This is a genomic window from Halorhabdus salina (assembly GCF_013839425.1).
In the GTDB taxonomy this organism is placed as follows: domain Archaea; phylum Halobacteriota; class Halobacteria; order Halobacteriales; family Haloarculaceae; genus Halorhabdus; species Halorhabdus salina.
This window is the reverse complement of record NZ_JACDNP010000002.1, coordinates 82,037-107,135: the sequence shown is the minus strand read 5'-3', so window position 1 is coordinate 107,135 and position 25,099 is coordinate 82,037. Positions and strand designations below refer to the sequence as shown.

Annotated in this window: 19 protein-coding genes and 1 pseudogene; 8 read left to right on the top strand and 12 right to left on the bottom strand. The window is 59.7% G+C overall.

Annotation, left to right across the window (positions count from 1 at the left end):
- Positions 1 to 19: 19 nt before the first annotated feature.
- Complete coding sequence (locus HZR20_RS03235) at positions 20 to 2,014, bottom strand: beta-galactosidase (RefSeq protein ID WP_181685160.1); 1,995 nt, start codon at positions 2,012 to 2,014, stop codon at positions 20 to 22.
- A gap of 85 nt (positions 2,015 to 2,099) precedes the next feature.
- Here HZR20_RS03235 and HZR20_RS14410 point away from each other — a divergent pair, with 85 nt between their 5' ends.
- Positions 2,100 to 2,327: an IS200/IS605 family accessory protein TnpB-related protein gene (locus HZR20_RS14410; protein ID WP_374057581.1), complete on the top strand. Its 228-nt coding sequence runs from the start codon at positions 2,100 to 2,102 to the stop codon at positions 2,325 to 2,327.
- Positions 2,328 to 3,141: 814 nt separating this feature from the next.
- A complete protein-coding gene (locus tag HZR20_RS03225; protein WP_181685159.1) occupies positions 3,142 to 4,089 on the top strand; it encodes an NAD-dependent epimerase/dehydratase family protein in 948 nt (315 codons plus the stop codon).
- Between the two features lie 467 nt (positions 4,090 to 4,556).
- Here the strand turns inward: HZR20_RS03225 and HZR20_RS03220 are convergent, their stop codons facing one another.
- The 4 genes from HZR20_RS03220 to HZR20_RS03205 form a co-directional block, all read right to left on the bottom strand.
- Positions 4,557 to 5,453, bottom strand: coding sequence for a carbohydrate ABC transporter permease (locus HZR20_RS03220; RefSeq protein WP_220132633.1), 897 nt, complete (start codon positions 5,451 to 5,453; stop codon positions 4,557 to 4,559).
- 1 nt (position 5,454) lies between these two features.
- Positions 5,455 to 6,180 (bottom strand): carbohydrate ABC transporter permease, encoded by a 726-nt coding sequence (locus tag HZR20_RS03215; RefSeq protein ID WP_220132632.1) that lies wholly within the window; start codon positions 6,178 to 6,180, stop codon positions 5,455 to 5,457.
- 199 nt (positions 6,181 to 6,379) lie between these two features.
- Complete coding sequence (locus tag HZR20_RS03210; RefSeq protein ID WP_181685157.1) at positions 6,380 to 7,804, bottom strand: ABC transporter substrate-binding protein; 1,425 nt, start codon at positions 7,802 to 7,804, stop codon at positions 6,380 to 6,382.
- Between the two features lie 185 nt (positions 7,805 to 7,989).
- Positions 7,990 to 9,171 (bottom strand): ABC transporter ATP-binding protein, encoded by a 1,182-nt coding sequence (locus HZR20_RS03205; protein WP_181685156.1) that lies wholly within the window; start codon positions 9,169 to 9,171, stop codon positions 7,990 to 7,992.
- A gap of 107 nt (positions 9,172 to 9,278) precedes the next feature.
- Here HZR20_RS03205 and HZR20_RS03200 point away from each other — a divergent pair, with 107 nt between their 5' ends.
- The 4 genes from HZR20_RS03200 (at position 9,279) to HZR20_RS03185 (ending at position 14,305) form a co-directional block, all read left to right on the top strand.
- Positions 9,279 to 10,460, top strand: coding sequence for a glycoside hydrolase family 27 protein (locus HZR20_RS03200; RefSeq protein WP_181685155.1), 1,182 nt, complete (start codon positions 9,279 to 9,281; stop codon positions 10,458 to 10,460).
- 72 nt (positions 10,461 to 10,532) lie between these two features.
- Entirely contained in the window at positions 10,533 to 11,885 is a 1,353-nt protein-coding gene (gene melA / locus HZR20_RS03195; protein WP_181685154.1) for an alpha-galactosidase, read from the top strand.
- A gap of 256 nt (positions 11,886 to 12,141) precedes the next feature.
- Entirely contained in the window at positions 12,142 to 12,927 is a 786-nt protein-coding gene (locus HZR20_RS03190) for an IclR family transcriptional regulator (RefSeq protein WP_181685153.1), read from the top strand.
- Between the two features lie 40 nt (positions 12,928 to 12,967).
- Positions 12,968 to 14,305 (top strand): sulfatase-like hydrolase/transferase, encoded by a 1,338-nt coding sequence (locus HZR20_RS03185; protein ID WP_181685152.1) that lies wholly within the window; start codon positions 12,968 to 12,970, stop codon positions 14,303 to 14,305.
- A 1,355-nt stretch (positions 14,306 to 15,660) separates the two neighbouring features.
- Here HZR20_RS03185 and HZR20_RS03180 read toward each other — a convergent pair.
- From HZR20_RS03180 to HZR20_RS03165, 4 genes are all read right to left on the bottom strand, one after another.
- Positions 15,661 to 15,984 carry a hypothetical protein gene (locus tag HZR20_RS03180; RefSeq protein ID WP_181685151.1) on the bottom strand — a complete coding sequence of 108 codons (324 nt, stop codon included), beginning with the start codon at positions 15,982 to 15,984 and terminating at the stop codon, positions 15,661 to 15,663.
- A 290-nt stretch (positions 15,985 to 16,274) separates the two neighbouring features.
- On the bottom strand, positions 16,275 to 18,662 hold the full coding sequence (locus HZR20_RS03175) for a methyl-accepting chemotaxis protein (RefSeq protein WP_181685150.1): 2,388 nt from the start codon (positions 18,660 to 18,662) through the stop codon (positions 16,275 to 16,277).
- Positions 18,663 to 18,667: 5 nt separating this feature from the next.
- On the bottom strand, positions 18,668 to 19,921 hold the full coding sequence (locus tag HZR20_RS03170; protein ID WP_181685149.1) for an ABC transporter substrate-binding protein: 1,254 nt from the start codon (positions 19,919 to 19,921) through the stop codon (positions 18,668 to 18,670).
- A gap of 281 nt (positions 19,922 to 20,202) precedes the next feature.
- A complete protein-coding gene (locus tag HZR20_RS03165) occupies positions 20,203 to 20,898 on the bottom strand; it encodes a DUF502 domain-containing protein (protein ID WP_181685148.1) in 696 nt (231 codons plus the stop codon).
- A gap of 95 nt (positions 20,899 to 20,993) precedes the next feature.
- Here HZR20_RS03165 and HZR20_RS03160 point away from each other — a divergent pair, with 95 nt between their 5' ends.
- A complete protein-coding gene (locus HZR20_RS03160; protein WP_181685147.1) occupies positions 20,994 to 22,283 on the top strand; it encodes an MBL fold metallo-hydrolase in 1,290 nt (429 codons plus the stop codon).
- A 45-nt stretch (positions 22,284 to 22,328) separates the two neighbouring features.
- Here HZR20_RS03160 and HZR20_RS03155 read toward each other — a convergent pair whose 3' ends face one another.
- Positions 22,329 to 23,582, bottom strand: a complete 1,254-nt coding sequence (locus HZR20_RS03155) for an OFA family MFS transporter (protein ID WP_181685146.1) — start codon at positions 23,580 to 23,582, stop codon at positions 22,329 to 22,331.
- Between HZR20_RS03155 and HZR20_RS14755 the strand changes: the two are divergent.
- Positions 23,534 to 23,728 (top strand): annotated as a pseudogene (locus HZR20_RS14755) (hypothetical protein); the annotation flags it as partial. The gene HZR20_RS03155 and the pseudogene HZR20_RS14755 sit on opposite strands and share 49 nt — an antisense overlap.
- Here the strand turns inward: HZR20_RS14755 and HZR20_RS14405 are convergent.
- Positions 23,648 to 23,845: a hypothetical protein gene (locus tag HZR20_RS14405; protein WP_181685145.1), complete on the bottom strand. Its 198-nt coding sequence runs from the start codon at positions 23,843 to 23,845 to the stop codon at positions 23,648 to 23,650. The pseudogene HZR20_RS14755 and the gene HZR20_RS14405 overlap by 81 nt on opposite strands.
- Positions 23,846 to 23,903: 58 nt before the next feature.
- Entirely contained in the window at positions 23,904 to 25,067 is a 1,164-nt protein-coding gene (gene nagA / locus HZR20_RS03145) for an N-acetylglucosamine-6-phosphate deacetylase (RefSeq protein ID WP_181685144.1), read from the bottom strand.
- Between the last annotated feature and the right edge of the window lie 32 nt (positions 25,068 to 25,099).

Below are 25,099 nucleotides of genomic sequence, written 5' to 3'. Positions count from 1 at the left end.
GTGTCGCCGTCCGCTTCACTTACGTTCGCGTCACAGCCACGTCTTCGAGCGTGCCTTCGAGGACACCCACGTCGTACGCTTCGACCGTCTCATTGCCGATAATCCAGGCGGCGTCGGCCGGCGCGTCGACCGACACCGGCGAAGCAGTGAAGTTCGTCACCCAGACGTGTCCGTCTCGTTCGGCGACTCGTACACCGTCAGGGAGCGGCGCGTGGGTCGTGACACCGGCTCGATCGAGGAGATTACCCGCGAGTTCGTCCGCCAGGTTTCGGCCGGGCCAGACGCCGCAGTACGTGACGCGTCCCCGACCGCGCTCGGCGTCGACGACAGCCGGCTGTCCGTCACCCTGGCCGGCCGCGTATCGCCCCCGGACCGTCGCGTCGTCGGGATCGAGCCACTCAGCCCAGGTTCGATACTCGTATTCCTCGCCGTCGTAGCTGACCCGCGTTGGTACCTGCTCGGGCAGGCTCTCATGTTGGGCGACAGTCGCGCAGACGAGGTCGGTGAGCGGTCCCGGCTGCAGGGTGTCCGGCAGCTTGTTGTAAGTATCCTTCTCGCCACTTCGAGCGCCAATCAGGAGCTGACCGCCGTCTTCGACGTACGCTTCTAACCTGGCGGCCAGCGCGTTGTCGAGGAGATACAGCGCGGGCCCGACGACGGCAGCGTACTCATCTAGGTCGCGTTCCGGCGGGACGACGTCGACCTGGACGCCACGACGGCGTAGCGCCCGGTAGTAGGTGCCCGCGTGCGTCCAGTAGTCGAAATCCGGCGCGTGTGGTTGAATGTTCGTAGCCCAGAGGTTCTCGTAGCTGTGGAGCAACGCGACCGGAGCGTCGACGGGATCGAGATCGAACAGTTCTTCGGCGGCGTTGCTCGCGTCCGCGTAGCCGCGATCGGGTGAACCGTCCTGCTTGCGAAGACCCGCGTGATACTGTTCCTGGCCTTGCCGGCAGCGTCGCCACCGGAAGTAGAGGACAGCATCGCCGCCGTGGGCGACCGCATGGTGGGCCCACAGTCGCATCGCGCCGTCGGCGGGCTGGGGGGCGTGTGGCGGCCAGTTGACGTCGCCCGGTTGCTGTTCCATCACCCAGAAGGGGCGATCAAGCGCACCCCGGTAGATGTCATGGTTGAGCCCGACCTGGTCCGGATCGCCCGCCAGCAACTCTTCAACGGTTGCCTCGGACTCGCGGCGATCCTGAACGAACCCCGTCGGATAGGAGTCCCACGAGACGAGGTCGAGGTCCTTGGACACGTCATAGGCGTCTAGCGTGTCGAAATGACCCATGAAGTTGTGCGTTACGACCCAGTCGTCGTTGACCTCTCTGAGTATCTCCGTCTGCAGGCGATTGTACTCGACGACGCTGTCGCTGGCGAATCGGTAGTACGCGAGCAGCCGAGAGGGGTGGTGTTCGGCTGGCGTCGGTCCCGGCGGTTCGACCGCCTCGAAATCGGGGTACTGCTGGCTCCAGAAGGTCGTCCCCCAGGCCTCGTTGAGCGTCTCAACGTCGTCGTGGCTGTCGGCGAGCCACTCGCTGAACGCATTCGAGCAATCGTCACAGTAACACCGGACGGTCTCGTGACAGCCGTACTCGTTGTCGGTCTGCCAACCCGCGACGTACGGGTTGTCGGCGTAGCGTTCGGCCATCCGGGTGACGATCCGCTCGGTTTCCTCGCGGTAGGCCGGCGAATTGAAACAGTAGTGGCGACGGCTACCGAACTCCCGAACGGTACCGTCGGGGTCTTTTTGCAGGATCTCGGGACGCTCGTCGACGAGCCATTTCGGCGGCGTCGCAGTCGGCGTACAGAGGATGACTTCCATCCCGTGGTCGCCAATCAACTCGATCGCCTCGTCGAGCCACTCGAAATCGAACTGCTCGCGCTCGGGTTCGAGGCGTCCCCAGGAGAACTCGGCCAAGCGGACGTACTTTAGGCCCGCTTCGGCCATCTGTTCGACGTCTCGCTCCCAGCGCTGGCGCGGCCAGTGTTCGGGGAAATAACAGACACCGACTGACATACTCAAAGCAGATTTGTGCCAGCAGGTAAAATGTTTTGTCGACGCAAAGTAACGAGAGGGATGCCGGCCACGCACCGACCACTTCCTGTCGAAAGACATCGTGGAGCGGTGTGTCGAACACGACGTGGGAACGCTGGTCACTGGTGACTTGGAGGGGGTGAACGAGCAGGACTGGGGCAGGCACGGCAACAAGCGCCTCGGTAACTGGCCGTACAAGCGGCTCACCAACCTCAGCGACTACAAGGCCCGCGAACGCGGCATCGAAGTGGAAGTCCGAGACGAGCGTGGAACGTCGCGTCGGTACAGTCGGTGAGGACACGAGGATGGCGACGACCGCGTGGAGCGCGGTCTCTGGATGTGTGGTCTGTGTGGTATGATAGCGAACGCGGACGTGAACGGTGCGGATAACATCAGGCAGTTGGCGTTACCCATGACTCCCCCGTTGGGGGATAGTGGTAACGGCTGCTTGGCCCAGCCATACGTCATCAGCCGGACTTGCGGATTCCAATCGCGATCATCCGCCGGGTAACGTGAAACCGAATTTCCCACCACTCGGGATTCCACGGCCTTCAGGCCGTGGAGGTAGTCAATAGTGTTTGGTCACACTTCAACAAGCAGGCTTCTCAACGGACAAGGGTTGTGAGAGGCAGGTGCTATTCGCGGTTGCGGTTACTCAGTACCGAACCTTTGTGAGGTACTCAGTTGCTGAGTGAGGTACTGAGCCGCGCTATTCGACGAGAACGCCCGATATTTCACCGGTTCGAGTACAGAGATCGCCCTCGAAAGGCCCGACACCGTTTAAAAGCGACCCAAAAGGGAGCAGAGACAGACAGCTGCCGGGCGGCCGGCAAGATATATCAATTTTATTTATTATACTATAATATACAAAAGTAAAGATATACTATCATCACGTGACTGTCGGCAAAGCCGAGCCCCTGTCCCCCAATACACACCACCCTAGTCCACACTTGTCTCGGCGGAGGCCGCGGTCACCGAAGTTTTTCCTCACAATACGACATCCGGTAGAAGTCAGGCCCCTGGACGACGACGGTACATAGTCACGATGACGAACGTCGACTGACGACGTTACCGGAACTGTTTTGATAGCGAACGTGTCATAGATAAATATGGAGTTGACAGACAAGCGAATTCTGGTAACTGGTGGTGCCGGTCTGATCGGGTCCGCACTGGCCCACCGACTCGTTGAGGACAACGACGTCGTCGTCGTCGACGACCTCTCGAACGGCCTCCGGGAAACGGTCCCGGACGACGCAACGTTCATCGAAGGCGATCTCGCCGACGAGAGCGTCGTCACCGAGGCGATCGACGCCGAGACGGACGTCGTCTTTCATCTCGCCGCGGACAAGTACGTCAACGCCGACAAACCCCGCGAGCAGTTCGAAACCAACGGCGAAATGACGTACAACCTGCTCGAACGGATGAACGAGGTAGATGTCGATTCGATTGCCTTCACCTCCTCGTCGACCGTGTACGGGGAAGCACCGCGGCCCACACCGGAGGACTACGCCCCGCTGGAACCCATCAGCGAATACGGCGCGGCCAAACTCTCAGAGGAAGCCTTGCTGTCGGTGTACGCCCACAGCCACGACTTTACGGTCTGGAACTACCGCTTCGCGAACATCGTCGGGCCACGCTATGGAGCCGGCGTCGTCCCCGACTTCATCTACAAACTCGACCAGGACCCCGAAACCTTGACCATCCGGGGCAACGGTCGCCAGGAGAAGTCATACATGACCCTTGAGGACTGCATCGACGCCATGTGCTACGTCGTCGAACACGCCCAGCAGCCGGTCAATACCTACAACCTCGGCACGCGCACGACGACCTCAGTCAATCGCATCGCCGACATCGTCAGCGACGAGATGGGCGTCGACCCCGACTACGAGTACACTGGCGGCGACCGCGGCTGGGAGGGCGACGTGCCCAAAATGCGGCTCTCGATCGAGAAACTCGCCGCGCTCGGCTGGGAACCGTCAGTTTCCAGCGATGAGGCCATCCGCCAGGGTGTCCGCGAAATCCTCGAGGGTGCCGAAAACGAACCCCATTTGAGCTGACGGTTGTGGAGCGGTTAACAACGCGACCGACGCCGTCCCCCTCGTGCAACCATCGAAAGGGTCGATCCCGCCACGGACCGACGTACCAGCGGGAAAATTCTCTCCCTTCCAACAGATGCAGATGGACGCATTCGAGCGGTCGCGGTCGCAACTGCCGTCGATCGCTCACGGGTTGGCGGTCCGACCAGCGCCTCGAGTTACTGACCGTATTCGCGACCTTCGCTACCGAGTGGAACGTCGAGACGACTTGCGATGCGATCGTCGACATTCTCGACGGATAACGGTCAATCAAGATACTGACCGGCAATTCACTCGCTGTATCGACCACGAGAACCACCGTGTACCCGTAGAACCCGTCTCGTGTGCGCCCCAGCTTGCGCCTTCAATGTCGCCATTTTCGATCTTCTCGCGTGTGTCGACGCAATTCAGGCCAGTGCGAAAAGAGTTTCTGCCAGATGCGAAGGGGGTTAGTTACCCTTCATGCCGCCACTGGCTAGCCCCTCGACAACCCATCGCTGGGCGACGGCAAACAGCAGAATCACGGGGGCCATCGTGATCACCGCTGCGGCGATCAACAGGTTCCACGCGACAGTGTTCTGTGCCTGGAACAGCTGCAGCCCGAACGGGAGCGTCCGGGTCGCGGCCGTCTGGGAGAGCATCGACACCAGCAGGTAATCGTTCCACGACAGGATGAACGTGTAAAAGCCTGAAACGGCGATTCCCGGCATCGCCAGTGGAACGATAACCCGTCGGAGGATACTCAGATGCGAACAGCCGTCCATCTTCGCGGCCTCGTCAAGCGACTCGGGGATATCGTCGATGTATCCCTTCAGCAACCACGTACCGAGTGGGATACCGATCACAGCGTGTGCGATGATGATCCCGAATAGCGAATCGACGAGATTCAACGAGTTCATCAGGAGATAGAACGGGATCAGAATGAGAACAAGCGGGAGCATCTGCGTCGAGAGGAACGCATACAGTAACGCGCCGCGTCCTGGATATTCGAAGCGACTCATCGAGTACCCAGCCAAGATCCCGACAGTCAACACCAGTAGCGTCGTCGAAGTGGCGACGATCATTGAGTTCACGAAGTACGTTCGGAAATCTCCGCGTGAGAGAACTGCCTCGTAATTGTACAACGTTAGATCGCCGAGCGAGGGGAGTAACTCTGACGAGAAGAGGAACTCCTGGCTGGTGAACGAGACCAAGACCATGTAGACGACCGGTAGCAGGAGGAACGCAAAGTACAGCCCTAACACGAGATACACTACGAGGGCACGACGTGGCGACATATCGTCGTCTAACCACGCGTCGATGCGTTGGGCAATGTTTCGACTCTCCGGGTCAGTGTTAGTTGCCATGTTAGTCGACCTCCTCCAGTTTCACGTAGATGACGGTGAATGCGAGCATGAGGATCAACATGACGACCCCGATGCTAGCACCCATGCCGAGAGCGTATTGTTCGAAGGCTTGCTTGTAGACGTACGTCGCCAACACCTCTGTATTCCCCAGTGGGCCGCCGCCGGTCGAGAGGTAGACGATGTCGAAGTTCTTGAACGTGAACGTGACGTGGAGAACTATCATGATCATCGACACGTAGGATATCTGGGGCAACGTAATGTGCCGGAACCGTTGGAGTGGCCCGGCACTGTCCAGACGTGCGGCCTCGTATTGCTCTTTCGGGATAGATTGCATCGCTGCAAGCAACGAAATCGCATAGAACGGGACGTTCCGCCAGATGTGCATCACAATGATCAGCGGAAACGCAACACCTGGTTCGCCGAACCAGTACGTCGTGGGCATCCCGAGAGAATCGAGGAGGATATTGATCGGGCCGAACCCGTTCTGGACCATAAATCGGAAGATGATGACCATCACGATGACCGGCATCACCCAGGTCACCATCGAGAGACTCCGGAATATCCCCGCTCCAGGGACCTTCTCTTTCAGGGCCAGCGCGAGACCAAGCCCCAACAAGTACTGGAGAGACACAGCCAGCGCAGTCAACAAGACTGTATGCCACAGCGCTTGCTTAAATATGGGATCACTGGCTAACGCGGCGAAGTTCTCCAGACCGACGAAATTCATCTGCTCTGGGTTAAGCAACGATACTTCAAAAAACGCCAAGTATAGCCCACGAAGCGTGGGGTAGCCGATAATCACAGCGAGGATGATCGTCGCCGGAATAACGAAAGCGTACCCGATCCACGTGTCGGATAGAAACGACAAAAACACCTCCCTGTATCGGCTAAATCTCGATTCTGTCTGCGTTGCCATGTGAAAGACGTTATATTTCGCTTCCGAGGTTCTTGAGAGCCGAGTGGAACTGTTCGCCAGCCTTGTATGGGTCAGTTCGCCCGTAGGCGACTTCCTGCATGTGCGTGTAGAACTCTTGACGAACCGGCCCCCAGGTCGCCTTCGCGAGCGCCCGACCGGTCGTGAAGACGTCGGTAAGTGGTTCCCAGTTTTCGGATTCGATCGTCGATTCCACATCCTCGTGGACCGGCGTCATTGCCTTCCCCGACGCTTCGGGGTCTTGGGCCATCCCCTCGCTGAGCGTCTCCGGAGAAGAGTAGGCCGCGACGGCCATCTTTGCCTTCTCGATCTGACTGGAATGGGAGTTGGCCATAACTGGCTTGACCTCGAGGAATGTCCCCTTCGATGCACCCTCACCGTGTGGCGGATGGGCGATCTGGGTCTTGTTGTTGAGTATATCTTTGGCAGAGTCAGTGTTTTGGATGTTCTCACCGCTCGTCCAGTTGCGCATCCAGGAGCCACTCTCGATGAACGCGTAGTTCCCGTTGATGTAGCCCGGATCGTTCGTCTGCCAGCCAGTACCCAGGTCGTCCGGATTGCCGACGGGGTTGTCAGCCGCGTAGATCTGGTAGTACCAGTTGTCGAAAACCTGCCCCAGCGCATCGGCATCAATGTTGAGCGCGAAGTTGTCGCCGTCAGGAACGTACAGTTGATCGGTGTGCTGGTAGACGTGCGTCATCCACTCCTGGAACGCTCGGACGCTGCCGTCTTTCGTGCAGTTGTGGAAGCCAGTGACGTCGTCGTACTCGTCGTTGACCATCCGGCCGATCTCGTGGAACGCCTCAGCCGACTCCGGGATATCCTGACCGAGTTCATCGAGGATATCCTGCCGGACGAAAGACGCCCTGGCGTTGCCTTCATAGGGTAACCCGTATAGTTTCCCCTTGTGGGTCATCGCATCGATAGTGCTGTCGATGTACCCATCAAAATGCTCGAGTGACTTGGCGTAATCGCCGATCGGTTCGACGTGACCCGCAGCGATGTACTCCGACAGGTGACTGAGCGTCCCTTCGATCGCGTCAGGCGCGCCGGTCGTTGCGCCCGTGAGGAACTTCTGTCGGAGATCCTCGTACGCGTATCGGCTGATCTTGATGCCCTGACCTGCACGCTCGCGGTAGTTCTCTTCGAATTCGTTTCGCCAGACCGGTTTCGCGCCCTCCGTATTCGGAAAGCCGTACTCCCATAGCAGCGCCTTTTTGCCACCGCCACCGGTATCGTCTTCGGTATCGGTGCTTTCCTCGGTGTTGTCGTCCGTATCTCCACCGGTGTTGTCGTCCGTCTCATTTTCAGTTTCAGTGTCGCCGCCCCCACAGCCGGCAAGGCCCGCAGCGGCTCCGACGCCCATCAGTTTGAGGAGCGACCGTCTACTGTGAATGCTGGTGTTCGGATCAGACATTGTCAACCTCTACGCTGATCATAGAACCCCAACTATTTATAATTTTTCGCTTTGGTGAACTTCCACCCGACATCTACTACTAAGCTAGTCACTCTTTCAGTGTCATTTTCTCGGCACAATTAGACTGAATTACCGTCGAAGCGCCACTAGATTGGAGGGGTAATATACAAAATAAATGACAGTCCTCACTCAACACTGGCTTGGGCGCTATCGGCGCTTTGGAGGCCGGTTAGCGATTCGATGTCCTCGTCGTCAGGACGGGAACGATTCCGGAGCGCCTCACCGGTCTCTGCATCGAAGACGTGGATACGATCCTTCGGGAACCGGATTGTTAGCGTGCGCCCAGTCTCGATAACCATGTCCCCCTCGAGTGTAGCCGTATACTGTTGATCAGCAATTTCGAGGTAGACGTACGTGACCTCCCCGAGCGGTTCGGTCACCTCGACTGTCGTCGTGACTGCATTGTGTTCGTCGGCAGTGGCCAGTTTGATGTCCTCCGGCCGGATACCGAGTGTGAATCGCTCGCCATGACCCTTAATGTCTGCATACACTTCTTCCTGGAGGTCGTATTTGAAGCCCTCGTGGACGAGAGTGGGACCGTCACCTGACGTGTCCAGTTCGACATCGAAGAAGTTCATGCTCGGGGATCCGATGAAGCCGGCCACGAACTTGTTTTCGGGTTCGTGGTAGCATTCGAGCGGCGTCCCGATCTGCTGAAGTTCGCCGTCGTTGAGCACGACGATCCGATCGGACATGGTCATCGCTTCGGTCTGATCGTGGGTCACGTACAGGGTTGTCACTCCGAGGTCCTGCTGAAGTTTCTGGAGTTCAGTTCGCATCTCCGTGCGGAGTTTCGCGTCCAGGTTCGAAAGGGGTTCGTCCATCAGGAACACCTCGGGTTCACGAACGATCGCCCGCCCCAGTGCCACGCGCTGTTGTTGCCCCCCGGAGAGTTCCTCCGGCTTCTTTTCGAGCAGTTCGGGGATGCCTAGCATCTCGGCCGTGTCCTCAACTCGCGAGCGGATCTCGTCTTTCGGCAGGTCAGTCGCCATCTTCAGCCCGAACTCCATGTTCTCGCGAGAGGTCATATGAGGATACAGTGCGTAGCTCTGGAACACCATCGCCATATCTCGCTTTTTGGGCTTCTGATCCGTCACTGCTGTCCCATCGAGAACGATATCGCCATCTGTCGGTGACTCCAGGCCTCCAACGCAACGAAGCGTCGTCGACTTTCCGCATCCTGACGGACCGACCAGAACGATCAACTCCCCGTCCTTGATCTCGATATCGAGGTCATCGACAGCAATGATATCACCGCCGTCATCCTGAAACACCTTCGTGAGATTCTGTATCTCGAGTTCTCCCATACCTGGGTACTTGATATGCTTCCACTTATACCTTTACCATTATTTGCAACTGTGGCAAGCTGGATCTGATGGATAGATGTTTATACTTGGACCGGTCAGGTACACGCATGTTCGCGAACGGAGGCCTGGGACTAGCCACGACGCCGCCGATGGGCTGGAACTCCTGGAACTCATTTAGCTGTGACGTCACCGAAGAGGACATCCGGACTGCCGCGGATCAGCTTGTCGAGACCGGTCTCCGGGACGCCGGCTACGAGTATCTCGTCGTTGACGACTGCTGGATGGCCGAGACGCTCGACGACGACGGGCGACTCCGACCCCATCCGGAAACCTTCCCCAGTGGTATCGAACCACTGGCCGAGTACATCCACGATCGGGGGCTCAAGTTCGGCATCTACTCGTCAGCAGGGACGCGAACCTGCCAGGACTACCCGGCGAGCCTCGGCCGTGAGGGGTTGCACGCACAGCAGTTCGCCGACTGGGGCGTCGACTATCTCAAGTACGACAACTGCGGTGACCACCGGGGCAAGGATGCGATCGCACGGTATAGCGCGATGGGGAAAGCACTCGCAGAAGTCGACCGCGATATCGTCTACAGTATCTGTGAGTGGGGAGAGAACGAACCGTGGCTCTGGGGTCGAAACGTCGGTGGCCATCTTTGGCGGTCCACGTTTGATATCGTCGCGAAGTGGTCCGCCAATCGGTTCGAGTTCGGCCTCGGGATTGTAGACATAATCGACCGGATGGCGGAACGAACCATCGAATCTTCCCACGGTCCGGGCGGGTGGAACGACCCCGATATGCTCCAAGTCGGAAACGGCCCCGACTCCGGACAGTCCGAGCTGGAAGATGTCGCTATCGAACGCGGACTGACCGAAGCTGAGGAACGGACTCACTTCAGTTTCTGGTGTCTGTTCGGCGCGCCGCTGATGGCCGGCAACGATCTCGCGGAGATGGACGACCGAACCCGCGAACTACTGACCAACGAGGACGCGATCGCGATCGATCAGGATCCGCTGGGGATTCAGGGTACCCGTGACGGCGTACTCGATGAGACGGAGATCTGGAGCAAACGACTGGCCGGCGACGAGTGCGCTGTGATCCTATTCAACCGCAGCGAATCGACGACTGACATCGAAACGACTGTCGAGACGGTCGACATGCCGGTCGATGCGGAAACGTACACTGCATGGGACATTTGGAACGACGAGGTCTTCGAGACCGACGGACGGATACACGCGACGGTCGAACCACACGACGTCGCTTTCATGCGACTGTCTCCCGAGTAGCCGCGCTGTCTCCACTCCAGTCAATCCAGACTTTGGGGAAGATTTATTAGTGATTGCTCCCGAATCGGTGGTATGCCAACGATTGCGTTTATCGGAGCCGGTAGTATGGTGTTCGCAACCAACCTGATCGGCGATATTCTCTCTTACGAGGAACTATCCGACAGCGAGATCAGGTTGATGGACATCGACCAACACCGGCTCGAACAGACACAGCGAGTCGCGGGTGCGATGATCGACAACGAGGGGCTCGACGCGACAGTCGAAGCGACGACTGACCGGCGGGACGCGATTGACGGAGCGGATTACGTCCTCAACATGATCAACGTGGGCGGTACCGAACCGTTCGAAAACGAGATCCGTATCCCGGAACAGTACGGGATCAAGCAGGCTATCGGCGATACGACAGGGCCCGGTGGCGTTTTTCGCGGATTACGGACGATCCCGACGGTGCTCGACATCGCTCGAGACATGGAGGAAGTTTGTCCGGACGCCCTCCTGCTGAACTACACGAACCCGATGTCGATCGTCTGTAAGGCCGTTTACGAAGCGACCAACATCGAGGTGGTCGGACTATGCCACTCAGTCCCACATACGGCCGAGGCGATCGCCGAGTACGTCGACGTGCCCGAGGACGAACTCGACTACTGGGTCGCGGGCATCAATCACATGGCGTATTTCCTCGAAGCGAAACACGAGGGCGAGTCCATCTATCCGGACCTCCGGGAAGCGTATCACAACGAAGAAACCTATCGCAAGGACACGGTTCGCTTCGAGATGATGCATCACTTCGGGCTGTTCCCGACTGAGTCCAGCCACCACATGAGTGAATATGTCCCGTATTTCCGGACGGATCAAGACACCATCGAGGAGATGACGGGGACGGACTACGCCGAGCGAATGCCGACAGCGACGTATCTCGAAGGCTGGACCGACCGATCCGAAGACCGCGACAGTCCCGAACTCAATGTCGATCTCGATGAAGTCGGTGTCGAGCGGTCCGAAGAGTACGCGGCGCGATTGATTCATTCGCTGGAGACCGATACTTCACGCCGGTTCAATCTCAACGTCCCCAACCACGAAAATTCGATCGCGAACCTGCCGAACGACGCGTGTGTCGAAGTCCCGGTCTTCGCCGATGGAGCCGGGATCCACCCGTGTTCAGTCGGCGAGTTGCCGCCTGAGATCGCGATACTTAATCAGCAACACACTGCCGTCTACGAACTTGCCGTCGAGGCCGCCCTGGAGGGCGACCGCTCGAAAGTCCACAGAGCCGTCAAGCTCGATCCGCTCTCGGCGGCAGCCTGCACGCTCGAGGAACTCCACGAGATGACCGAGGAACTGATCGAGTCCAACGAGGCCTATCTCCCACCGCTGGAGTTTCTCGAAGACAAACCGGAACCAATCCCGGCTACCGCCGACGATTGATCGTGTCAATCGAACGGATCCGGACGGATCGTCGCAGTCGAGCCACCTGCTTTGACGGCGGTATGCTTGGGAGAGTTCGGGCACCCATCCTCTGAATGTATGATATATGAACAGCATTCGAGCCACGTCCACTCCAGAGACATGGAATCAAGGACATGAACCTCCTCTCCTCGCCCTGGTCAGCTAGGTGTCCGTCGCCGGCCAGCATGTTCATACATCATGAATGACTATATTGCTGGAGCCACACAGACGCCATATGGAAGACTCAACCATCCCCGAGGCCTCGACGTTCGATAGACAGACAGCCAAGACGACTGTAACGACGTTTCGGATTATCGAAGCGCTCGGACGACAGTCACAGGCCCGCGTTAGCGAACTCGCGAGAGATCTCGATCTGGCAAAAGGGACCGTTCACAAGCATCTTTCGACCCTCCAGAAAGTGAACTACGTCGTTCACGAGGGTGAGCAGTATCGACTGAGCCTTCGATTCATGGGGCTCGGAACAAGTGTTCGCTCGAATCTGGATATCTATGAGGTGGCGTACCGCTCGGTCGAAAAGCTGGCCGACGCGACTGGGGAGGTTGCGAGCGTGATGATCTCGGAGAACGGACAGGGTGTGTACGTGCTTAGGGTGAGTGCCGAAGGACCACCGGATATCGACATCCAGGAGGGGGCAAGCGTCCCGTTGACGGCTACCGCCGGAGGCAAGGCGATCCTCTCACACATGTCCGTGGAAGAACGTGAGCGGGTTCTCGATCGTCACGGGCTTCCCGAACTGACGGAGAACACAATTACGGATCCCGAAGAACTCCGTGACGAACTCCGTCGCATTCGAAACAACCGTCGCGCGGTCGATCGGGGGGAATACCGTCCCGATCAGCGATGCGTCGCTGCGCCGATCACTGACCTCGAAAGTAACCCCTTGGGTGCGGTTATCGTTTCGGGGCCGTCGGATCGAATGACCGATAAGGTCGCCGATGCCGACTTTACGAGTCTCGTTGGGAGTACTGCCGACTCGATCCAGAGTAGCCTGTACCGGTAGGCAGGACTACATACAAGTTTGTCCGTGTACAGATGCGAGTATGAACGCCGATGGAACGCCGCCGAACGTCGTTGTGGTCCTGACGGATCAACAGCGGTGGGACACGCTCGGGGCCTACAGGAACCCAATGGGCTTAACACCGACGCTCGACCGTCTCGCGAGTGAAGGGACACTCGTTGAGCAAGCGATATCCCCACAACCGCTATGTGGACCCTTCCGAGCAGTCTTGCAGACAGGCAAGTACGCGACCGAAACGGGTGTCTGGCAGAGTGCGATCCCGCTTGAGGAGGACGAGCGGACGCTTGCCGATCGGTTTTCGGCTGCTGGCTATGATGTCGGATACGTGGGAAACTGGCACCTTGCAAGCACGTTCGACGATCCCGTGCCGCCGGCACAGCAGGGGGGATACGATGATTTTTGGATCGCGGCCGATGTTCCTGAGTTCACTACTCGCCCATATGAGGGAGAGTTGTTCGACGAAGACGGCAATTCGGTGTCGTTCGACCAGTACCGTGTCGACGCGTTCACCGAGTTCGGGATCGAGGGGATCGAGTCTCTGTCGGAGCCGTTTTTCCTCGTGATCGGATACCTCGAACCACACGACCAAAACGACATGTGGACGTTCGCCGCGCCAAATGAGTACGCTGAACGCCACGCGAAAAACCCGTATATCCCCGAGGATCTCGTGGATCGACCTGGAGACTGGAACCAGGAGTTACCTGATTACTACGGTATCGTCGAACGCATCGACGAACAGATTGCTGACCTGCTCGACGCTCTCTCTGCGAAGGGCGTCCGTGACCGAACACTGTTTGCGTACACTTCGGATCACGGGTGTCACTTCCGAACGCGGCCAGGTGAGCACAAGCGCACGCCACACGAATCCGCAGTCCGAGTTCCGCTCGTCCTCTCTGGACCAGGTTTCGACAGCGGCTGCAACGTCCAGAGTGTTCGGAGCCTTGTCGATCTCCCACCAACGCTGCTGGACGTTGCCGGAATCGATATACCGGATGTGATGCGCGGTGACAGTCTACTCCCAGTCATACATGATGACACGCCTGACGCCGACGGCGAGGCATTCATCCAGGTTAGCGAATCGCAGGTCGGCCGTGCGCTCCGGACCGATCGCTGGAAGTACGCTGTGGCAGCGCCGACGACGACTGGTTGGCGCGGCGGGAACGCCGAACAATCGAGCGATGTCTACGTCGAACGCTACCTCTACGATCTCTGGCAGGATCCAGGCGAGACCATTAACCTTGCTGGCCGTCCGGAGTACCGCGACATCTCTGACGACCTTCGGAAGCGGCTACTCGAATATATCGCTACCATTGAGGGGGAGCGACCCTCGATCAAGCAGTTCGAACGCGGTTTCCCGTGACGATCCCCCCACCCATTACACTCATATGACTGTAAGTACCATAACTAGTGCGGCTTCAATCATGATTGGTCTTGTTTCGACGCGTGAATTCCGCCTGTAGAGGTGACAAGAGATAGTTCAACGTTTCTGACGAAGTAACGATAGCCGTCGTCTTTGTCAGCGGTCAGAACATTTAACCTATCTATATTTTGTGTGGGCAGTTGGCCACAATCTGTATTTCGTGCAGTTATTTCATCTATCAATGTATAACTAGACTCGTACTAGTCTTGCAGCCGATCAACACAGTCGTTTTCACTGACCTAAACGCAACGTTTGTATCTTTGGCGTGATATTACCCCGCCGCGACACAGATTATCCCACTGCGGAACAGGCGCTAAAACCCTGTCCTTTAGGACGAGGATACAGCGTTCACAAGAGCAAGCTCTTGTGCAGCCCATCAGAAACGCGAGCGTTTCTGAGGACGTCCCCAGAAATCGTAGATTTCTGGTGTGCGAACGAATCGCTCCGCAATTCGTCACCGCCGTCATCGGTAGATTTACGCGTGCACAGGCTGTTTGTGATACCAACCGAGGCGGTCAATCCGCCCAATGTAATGAGACAGTATCGGAGGTTTCACTCGGTCGCTCGACGGTATCCCCGTCGGTACGGCCGCTGTGGATACCGTCAGAAAACAACCGAGGTACTCCCGAGTCCTCTTGGGAGGATAGCGATAACGGGGGCGTGGCACTCCCTGTTTCACGACGGGAGACGAACCCGAGGTTCCCCAACCCGCAAGACCGTCCTTGTGGGAAGCCCCGCTGTCGTCGGGCTACGCCCGACTGCCTGAGGGATCTTTGATCTCTCTGTTTACGGCCGAGAGAATATCACATAGGTGACGTTTATCGCCTGTATCTCGCCGGTCTCGTACAGTTGCGCCGACAGCCGGAGCAGGTCGCGCCAGAGCGGCATCTTCAGTTTTTGCATGCGCGCACAGACCGTGTTGAAATCAGGTAGTGTAGCCGGATCTAGGTCGAGAATTCCACAAACCGTGGCATTTCCTACAGGGCGTCGAGCAGTCGGCGGTGGGGGTGGTCGAGATCCGTATTGAGGGCGTGAATCGACACGATCACCCAGTCGGCGTCGCCGCAGTCACCACGTTGAACGGCCGGTTTCGGCGTTCCAACGACGGCATTTTCGCGGGCGTTACAACATTCTTCGTGAAGGGGACTAACGTCGATAGCACAACCGAATTCACTCCCATTTTTATTATATAAAATTTATACTTAGTGCTACCTACTAGTAAACATATGATTCTTCGAGAGTTGCTGAACTGTGTTATTATGAGCGTCTCAATAAGCCCAATATCAGCTAACGGATCAATTTTCGGACGATTGGGTTGCTCCATCCCGATCGCCGATTTCGGGCAGATCGACGTCAGTCTCGGCGGCGAGCCGTTCGACGTCGGACTTTTCCTCGGCCATCCCGGTAGTCATCAACAGTCGCAACGCCCGGCGGACGCTGTTGTCCAGTTCGTGGGCATTCTCCTTCGGAACCAGTGCCACCCGACCGGCCGCCGGGGTGGGACTCTGGGGGAGGAAGACGTTGTACGTGTCCCCGCCGGTCACGGTCGCGGCGGCGGGATTCCCAGCGGTGACGAAGCCGATCGAGGTCGAACCCGTGCTCGCGGGCGTTTGCGGCATACTCCCGGAGACAGTCGGGGTTGCGGATCGTCGGTACGACGACACAACCGTCCTGTGGGGCCATCGGTGTCCCGTCACCATTGAGGTGGCCTAAAACGGCGCTGAAAGTCGATGCGCGTGCTGCTCGGCGGGGATGGGCGGCATCTCCGTCGCCGCTGTGACCATCGGAGATTGAGACATCCGAACGGTCCCGGCACCTGATGTCGAGTCCTGGACGGCGGGTGTGGTCTGTGCGATGGTACTGGGTCGAATGCCCGTTCCATCTGGGTTTGATGGCGAGGCGGTCCTATTCACTTCTCGACGACGAACTCGTCGACCAGTTCTTGGAGGGTATCGGCTTCATCGGCGAGATCCGAGACGTTTTGGGTGATGTTTTCGACGGCAGCACTCTGCTGTTGGGCGGCCGCGGCGACCTCGTTTGCGTCGTCGTTTGTTTCCCGGCTGATCTCCGAGATCTGGTCGGCCATGGCGGCGACCTCTTCGGCCGAGGCGGCCTGTTCGTCGGTCGCGTCGTCGATCGACTGGACGCCTGTGTTGGCTTGTTCGACACCCGCGACGACATCCTCGAGGGTCTGTAATGCGTCCTCGATCGTTTCGGTCCCCTCTAGGACGTGTTCGCGCATCTTCCGCATGTCCTGACTCGCTTGTTCGGTCGTCGCCTGGACCTCCTCGATGTGATCGCCGACCGTGCTCGTCGCGTCGCCGACCTCTTCGGCCAGTTGTTTCACCTCGTCGGCGACCACCGCGAACCCGCCGCCCTCTTGGCCGGCGCGGGCGGCCTCGATGTTGGCGTTCAATGCGAGCATGTTGGTCTGTTCGGCGATGTCCTCGATCATGTCGACGACCTCGCCAATGCGGTCCATCTCCGTTTCCAGAGCCTCGATCTCGTCTGCAGTTCGGAGTGACTGCTCTTTGATCGTCTCCATTTCCACGATGGCGTCGTCGGCAGCGTCTTTACTGAGCTGGCCTTGTTCGGCGGCGGCCTCCGTGGTCTGTGCGACCTCTTCGGCTGAGGAGGCGACCTCCTCGACGGTCGCCGAGAGACTACTCATTTCCCGGGCGATCTCCTGGACGTTGTCGTCCTGTTCGTCAAGCCCGGCCGAAATGGTTTGGATCGAATTGCTGACCTCACCACTTGCGTCGGCGATCTCCTTGGTTCCGGCCGTGACCTCCTGGCTGGAGGTATCGACCGTCTCGGCGACGGACTGGATCTGGCCGATCGTCCGCTCGATGTCGGCGAGCATCTCGTTGAACGACTCGGCGATCCGTTCCATCTCCTCGCTCGGGCTGTCGGGGTCCATGCGGACGGTCAGATCGCCGTCGGCGGCGTGCTCCATTACCTCACCGAATGCCCGTGCTTTCTCCGCGAGTGCGTCGTTGAGTGCCTCGGCTTCCTGTTTTGCTGACTCTGCCTCGGCGCGGGCTGTCTCGATCTCGGTGACCATCGCTTCGAGGTCCTCGCCCATACGGTCGAGCGTCTCCCCGAACGTTCCCGGGACATCTTTTTCGAGGACCTTGGCATCGAAGTTCTGATCGGCAAGCGCCTCCGCACGGGCCGAAACGGTGTTCAGATACGCGTGCAGTCCGGCAAAGGAGTCGACCAGTGATCCGAGTTCGTCGACCCGGTCGGTTTCAGGGATCGACACGTCGAGTCGTCCTTCTGCGAGTTCCGATGCTGTCCCGGAGAGCGATTCAAGCTGGGTGGCCGTGTTTCGGCCGATCGTGAGGCCCACGACCGCCAGCCCGATCAGTGCGACGACGACGAGGATCGCGAGATTCTGCGTGATCTGGGTCTGGAGACTGAAGGCATCACTCGCAGGGACATGAACCAGCATCGCCCAGTCTGTCCCGACGACTGGCGTGTAGGCGGTGACGTAGGTTTTATCTGCCATGCCGGTTGCGCCCGACGTTTTGGTGTAGCCGGTCGTACCGCTGAGCGCGTTCTCGATGATCGTCGGGACGGACCCGTCCGGCAGATATCCGGCCAACAGATCGGCGTTCCGGTTGTCCATGACGATTGTCCCGTCGCCGTTGACGACCTTGATGTCTGCCAGCGCGATCGGCGGATTGAAATCTTTCGAGCGCTCCGCGAGGGACGTACTCAGAACGATCGTCCGCGTCTCCGAGAGAGGGGCGCTGAACGCGACCATCGGCTCTCCGCCAGTGTCGAACGGCTTTGAAACCTGTGTCGATCCCCGTGTGTTGGTGCCTATCGTTGCCGCCCACGGGGCATCGACTGCTGACAGATCGGCCCCCGAAAACTGAGACTGGGTGCTTGCGACGACCGTTCCGCGGTCGGTATCGACGATATGGAGTCGGTTCACGTCGCCGGGGAGTTCGACCAGTCGCTGTTCGAGCGTCCGTTCCAATGCGGAATCGGCCTGCAGATCCGATAGCGACGATGCAAGGAAGTTCGTATCGGATTTGCGGCTGGCAACCCACGATTCCAGACTACTTGCCTCCTCCTGTGCGATGCCAGTGATCTCTTCTTGGGTGTCCGCTGCCACGCGGTCCTGTGTGTCGAAGTGGATGTAGACGCCGACTGCCCCGATCAACGCGACCACGACCAGCAGTGTGAGCATGAACTTCACGGCGTAACTCCGCCGGACGACCGCGGGAAGCAGGCGTTCGAGACGGCTCGTAAGCCCAGATGACGATTGATTTGTGTCCTCGGACATTGGTCTCACTCCAGTACCTCCGTGAAGTAACTCCGTTTCAGCAACTCGACGTTCGTCATTGACCCGTCGGTTACGTGCTGGACGAGATACTCACTCACGGGTTCGAGTGTCGCGAGCAGATCGAGGTTGCCCGAGGCACCCCGGTAGTTCACTTCCCGGCCGTTGGCGAGCAGTTTCTTCGCTCGCTCGAATTCACCGACGGTTACTGTGTGGCCGTCGCCCCCGGAGACCGCCCGCAGGTTCCGTGCAATGGCCGCACTCGATCGTTTTTCGGCGCGTTCGAGTGCGAGTGCCTGCACGAACAGGGCGTCGTAGGCCTGTTCGGTAAAGGAGGCAAGGGTGTCGAACTGACTCAGTTTCAGACCCAGTTTGGCCGCGCCGGTCGTCTGTGTCGAGGCCAGCGAACCGCCGTAGACGCCGTTGAACGGACCCGGCGGCTGAGCCGGGATGAGCCCGGCGCTCAATACCCACTGGGCATCGTGATCCGCTTCCTGGCGCTGTGAGAGGATGCTTTGAGTTGCCGAACCGGGCAAACTCACCAGTGCAACGCCATCTGGCTCGTCGGCGACTGCCTCGGAGATCACGTCCGTGTACTGATCCCCGTTAGGATCGAACCCGACACTCGCCGTGACAGTGCCATCGAACGCCGATTCGATCTCCTCAGCGAGCCCCGAGCCAAACGCATCGTCGGTATGGAGGATCGCTGTCGTGTCGGCACCGATATACTGGGTGCTGTTGAGGATCTTTGCCATGACGTACGCCTGTAAGATGTCGCTCGAAACCGTCCGGCCGAAGAATTTCAATTCACCGGCTCTTCCCGCCTCGGACAACTGAGGCGAGGTGCTAGCTGGACTCATCTGGACGATGCGGTCGTCAGCGACTCGCTCGGCGAGCTGGACCGACGCCGAGGACAGGACTGCACCGACGAATCCCAACGTCCCGGCATCGACGAGTTCCTGATAGGCTGTCAGTGCCTGCTCGCTCGATGCCGCGCTGTCCCGAACGTCGACGGCGATCTCTCGACCGTCGATCCCACCGGCTCGGTTGACATCTTTGACGGCCTGTTCGACGGCCGCGGCGTGATGTGTCCCAACCGTGCCGATCTCTCCGGATACCGAAACTGGAAGAATGGCTCCAAACGGTATCGAGCCGTCGGTACCGCCGAGCTGACCGACACAGCCGCTGAGCGATCCGATCCCTGCGACACCGAGCGCCGTCGCTCCCCGCAGGTAGTTTCGTCGTGTCGTCTGTTCGTTCATGGTTGAACTCTCTGACTGCTGGCCATTGACGGCCGTTTTTCAGATTATAGGCGCTTTTCGTTTAGAACAATATAAACCACTGCCCCCAAATATCAACATCGAGAATGGGTCATGTTATCAAATAACATGATAGTGCCGACACAGGCCATGCTGTGTGGACGGGCCTGGAGCCGGTTTTGGCTGGGGGGTCTCCCACGTGCACCGATCGACGGTTCACGAACTCCCTTCGAGAGGGATTCGTTTGTCACCGTGTCTTGATTCCTCGACAGATCTGCCGTGCACTATTCGTTTGTCACCGTGTCTTGATTCCTCGACAGATCGGTTTCGGGGAGGTCCACGTTGGCTTCGGCGGCCAGTCGTTCGACTCCGGACTGATCTTCGGCCATGCCGGTCGTCATTAGTAATCGGAGGCCCCGACGGACACTGATGTCGATCTCGTAGACGTCGGCTTTCGGGACTAACAGGAGTCGCCCGCCGGTCACGTTCGGGCTGGTCGGGACGAACACGTTGAACGCCTCGCCGGTAACCGTCTGTACGGCGTTAGGGCTCTCAGCCGTGACAAAGCCAATGACGTATGTCCCATCTCGTGGGTACTCGACGAGGACGACACTCTCGTAGTGATTCTCCCGGTTGCGTAGCGCGTTGGTCATCTGGCGGACGCTGGTGTAGATGATGCTGACCAGCGGGACGATGCCAAAGGCCCGATCGAACCAGTCGAAGCCCCACTGGCCGATCGATCGCTGGGCGAGATAGCCCAGCAGGGCAACGAACACGAGCAACGCGATCAGCGTGATGCCTTGGGCGACGAGTGCAATATTGGCGGTGTACTGCGATAGCGTCGTCGCCTTGACGATCGGATTGACGAATCCGGAGACCCACCCGATCAACAGCCGTAGGGCAACGATCGTGACGATAAGTGGCGCGACGAAAAATATTCCCGCGACGAAACTCCGACGGAGCGTCTGCAGGCGGAACATACTGGATATCCATCCACGGATGGGCCTTAAACCTCGGTTCTGGTCCCGGCCCGGAATCGACGCCCACAAAGCGATCCTCGTCATAGACGCCGATCATGGACGTGCGGTTTCTGGGCGGCGCCCGCGAGATCGGCCGGAGCGCGATCTTCATCGACGATCGACTGCTCGTCGACTTCGGGATGAAGACGGCGACCCCGCCACAGTTTCCACTCGATGCCGACCCCGAGGCAGTCGTCGTCAGCCACGGCCACCTCGATCACGTCGGGACGATCCCCGCCCTGCTGTCGGGCGATCGTCGCCCACCGATTCACTGGACACCGCCGACTCGCGAGTTAGCGCTGACACTGGCGCGGGACACCCTGAAACTGCATGGCGGCACCTACGACTGTCCGTTCACCGAACAGGAGATCAAACGGGTCACGCAAGTTAGCGAGACTCACGGGTATCGGGAGTCCTTCGAGGCGGCAGGCTACGAGGTCACGTTTTTCGACGCCGGACACATCCCCGGGAGCGCCCACGTACTGATTGACGACGGTGAGACGCGACTGCTGTACACGGGGGACTTCCACACGGACGACCACCGCGGGAGCGACACTCCCGCGAGCCGCACGGATCGGCGTGGCGAACCGATCCGTGGACAGCGCCTCGTCGCTGGGACCACTGCTCGCCCCGAGGCCGACGCCGTGATCACCGAGAGTACCTACTCGGACGTGACTCACGAGGAGCGGGCGACGGTCGAGGAGCGCTTCGCCCAGAGTATCAAGACGACGCTGTGGGAGGGTGGGACGGCCGTAATTCCGGCGTTCGCGATCGGTCGGACCCAGGAAGCCATGTTGATCTGTGCGGCCCACGACATCCCGTGTTACGTCGACGGGATGGGCACGCACGTCACGGAACTGCTCCGTCGCCACCCCGACTTCCTTCGCGATCCCGAGGCACTCCGGCGGGCAAAGTCCCATGCTCGCTTCGTCACGGGGAGAGACGGCCAACGCAAGCGCATCGCCGAGCAGAACGCGGCGATCATCACAACCTCAGGAATGCTTTCGGGCGGGCCGGCGATGACGTATATCCCGGCGATCCGGGATCTCCCGGTGAACAAGATCGCGATGACGGGCTACCAGGTCGCGGGTACGCCCGGCCGAGAGTTGCTGGAGACGGGTCGGGCCGAGATCGACGGGCAGGTGATGCCCGTCGCCGCTCAGGTTGAACAGTACGACTTCTCCGCCCATGCCGACCGTGGCGGCCTGCTCGACTTTCTTGAGAACTACCGTGGTTCGGAACTTCTCGTCGTCCACGGCGATCGAACTGTGGATTTCGCCGCTGAACTGTCCGAAGATGGGTTCGACGCGTCTGCCCCTGGACGCGGTGAGACGGTCACGCTGTGAGAGCGTCCTCGTGTGGGTTGGCGTCGAGCGTCTCGAAGCGGTCGGTTAGCGCTCCTTGGCAGGTTCTGCAGGCGGGTGGAGAGCAAGCGCCGCGAGCCCGGCCAGCATTGCCAGGCTCCCCCCGAGGAGGAACGTTCGATTCCAACCCAGGGCGACCACGGCTGCGCCGGTGATAGTCCCGCCGAAGACGCCGCCCCAGAGCTTCGCGGAGTAGAGAAGCGCGTAGTTGGCACTGGAGTGGGTGTCGCCGTAGAAGTCCGCGACTGCACTCGGGAACAGCGTGTACTGCGGACTCGAGAAGAACACGCTGAAGACGACGCTCGCGACGAACGCCCCGCCGATGCCACCCTGTCCGAAGGCTACGACCCCACACAGGCCGAGCCCGCTGAGGCCGAACGTCACCGTCATCGTTGTCGTGGGGCCGAGTCGATCACTGAGTCCGCCGATTGTCAGTCGACCCATTGCACTGGCAACCGGCAGTAGCGTCGCGGCCGCCGTAGCGATGGTCACCGTCAGGGAGCGCGTGCCTGCATAGGAGACGACCTTCTCGATCAGCATGAGCTCGGCGCTGGCGACGGCGACGAACATCACGTACATGAGCCAGAACTGCCGGGTCCGGATCATCTCTCGCCAGGTGAACTGTCGCTCGGTGTCGCCCTCGCTTTCGGTGTCTGTCGATCGCCAGTTGGCCGGCGGATCGCGAAGGATCAATGCGCCAACGAACACGACCACGAAGATGAGGACGCCAACGTGCTGGAGAACGTCACTGTAGGCCGTGACGGGACGTCCCGGCCCCGTATTTGCCCGGACGTACGGGATGAGGGCGGCGCTGCCGCCGGCAAACGCCATCGTCCCAACGCCGGCCGTGAGTCCACGACGGTCCGGGAACCACTTCAGTGCCGTATTGACGGCCACCGTGTAGACGATTCCGACACCCAGTGCACCCAGTCCATAGGCGAGGTAGATCTGCCAGACGCTCGTCGCGACTGACACTGCGAGATAGCCCCCGCCAGCGAGGCCGGCCGCGAGGATCGCCAGCGTGCGCGGGCCATGTCGATCTCGCCACCAGCCGACGGGGAACTGACTGCCGGCCTGGATCACGACGTACAGCGTGAACACAGTCGAGAGTGTGGCGTTGTCGATGCCGAGATTGGCTGCGACGGGATCCCGGAGGCTGCTCCAGACGTACTGGTAGGGGCCGACGACGGCCATCATCCCAGCGGCCGCAAGTACCAGCCACCACCGCGAGAATCCCAGCACGTCGTGGGCGCGGGCTGCGTAATCGATGTCTTCGCTCATCGTATCACTCCGGTTGCAATCCCGATCATCGGTCAGTTGCGCTTTTCGGGAGCAAGCGCCGCGATCTAATTATCACTGTCGTCACGCTTGCTGCCGTCGAGAAGGGGCTGGGTACCTGCTGGATCAGCTCGTTCGACCAGGAGCGGGTCAACGCCACCCGCGATGTGCCCGAGGACTGGTCGGTGATCGAACTCGTGATGCTTGGCTGTCCGAGTGAGCCACTCGAACCCGTCGAGACAGATCGCAAAACCGCGCCAAGACATTTTCGCCTTCGAGTCTTGCCCGGAGTAGCTGGCACCGAACTGCCTGTAGGGCGCCCGTTCACGCCTGCCCGCGTTCGTAGACTACTTCGCCGCCGACGATCGTCGCCTGAACCGTCAGGTCTTCGTCGAGGATCGTCACGTCGCCGCGGAGGCCGGGTTCCAGCCGCCCGCGGTCGTCCAGGCCCATTGCGCGAGCCGGTACGTCTGTCGCCATCCGGACGGCGGTCGGTAGATCCAGCCCGATCTCCTCGACTAGGTTCCGGATGGCGTTGTCCATCGTGAGTGTACTCCCTGCAAGGCTGCCGTCCTCGACGAGCCGACTGGTCCCGTCTTCGACGACGACATCCATCTCGCCAAGACTGTACTCTCCATCGGGCAGGCCCGTCGCGGCGATGGCGTCTGTGACGAGCATGCACCGCTCGGGGCCCTTGGCGGATAGCGCGAGTTCGATCGCCCCCGGGTGGAGGTGCTGTAAGTCGGTGATGAGCTCGACGGTGACGTCCTCGTGGACGAGCGATGCCCCAATAATTCCCGGCTCGCGGTGGTGGAAGCCGGTCATGCCGTTATAGAGGTGGGTCGCGATCGAGACGCCGGTGTCGAAGGCAGTTGTGGCCGTCTCGAAATCGGCGGCAGAGTGGCCGGCCGAGACGATCAGTCCCTGGTCGCGAGCTGCCTTGACGAATTCACTCGCCCCTGTCAATTCCGGGGCGAGCGTGACGCGAGCGAGGTTCCCATCGGCGGCGTCGGCGACTGCCTGGAGTTCCTCGACGGCCGGGTCGCGGAGTGCGTCTGGATCTTGTGCGCCACGCTGATCGACATTCAAGTATGGGCCTTCGAGGTGGAGACCGGCGATCGACGCCCCATCGTGGTCGCGATCGACGGCCGCGGCGGTGGCCGCCCCGGCAGCGACGAGCTCGTTTTGCGGGGCCGAAACGGTCGTGGGGAACAGCGACGTCACGCCGGTCTCGACAACCTCTTCCGCGATATTCACCAGTTTGTTCGGATCACTGCCGACAGCATTACCAGCGTACCCGTGGACGTGGGCGTCGATGAAGCCGGGGATTGCGATCCCGTCTGGATAAGCGCGTGTCGGCGATCGCTCGGTCTCCGATCGTGCCTCGACTGCCTCGATCGTCTCGTCTTCGATCGTGACGATAGCTCCCGCACGTTGCTGTGACGGCGTCAGCGCTTGGCCGACTGCGACCCGTTCGCTTCCGGTCATCGGCGGCCCTACCGGGCGAGGGACTAAAACTG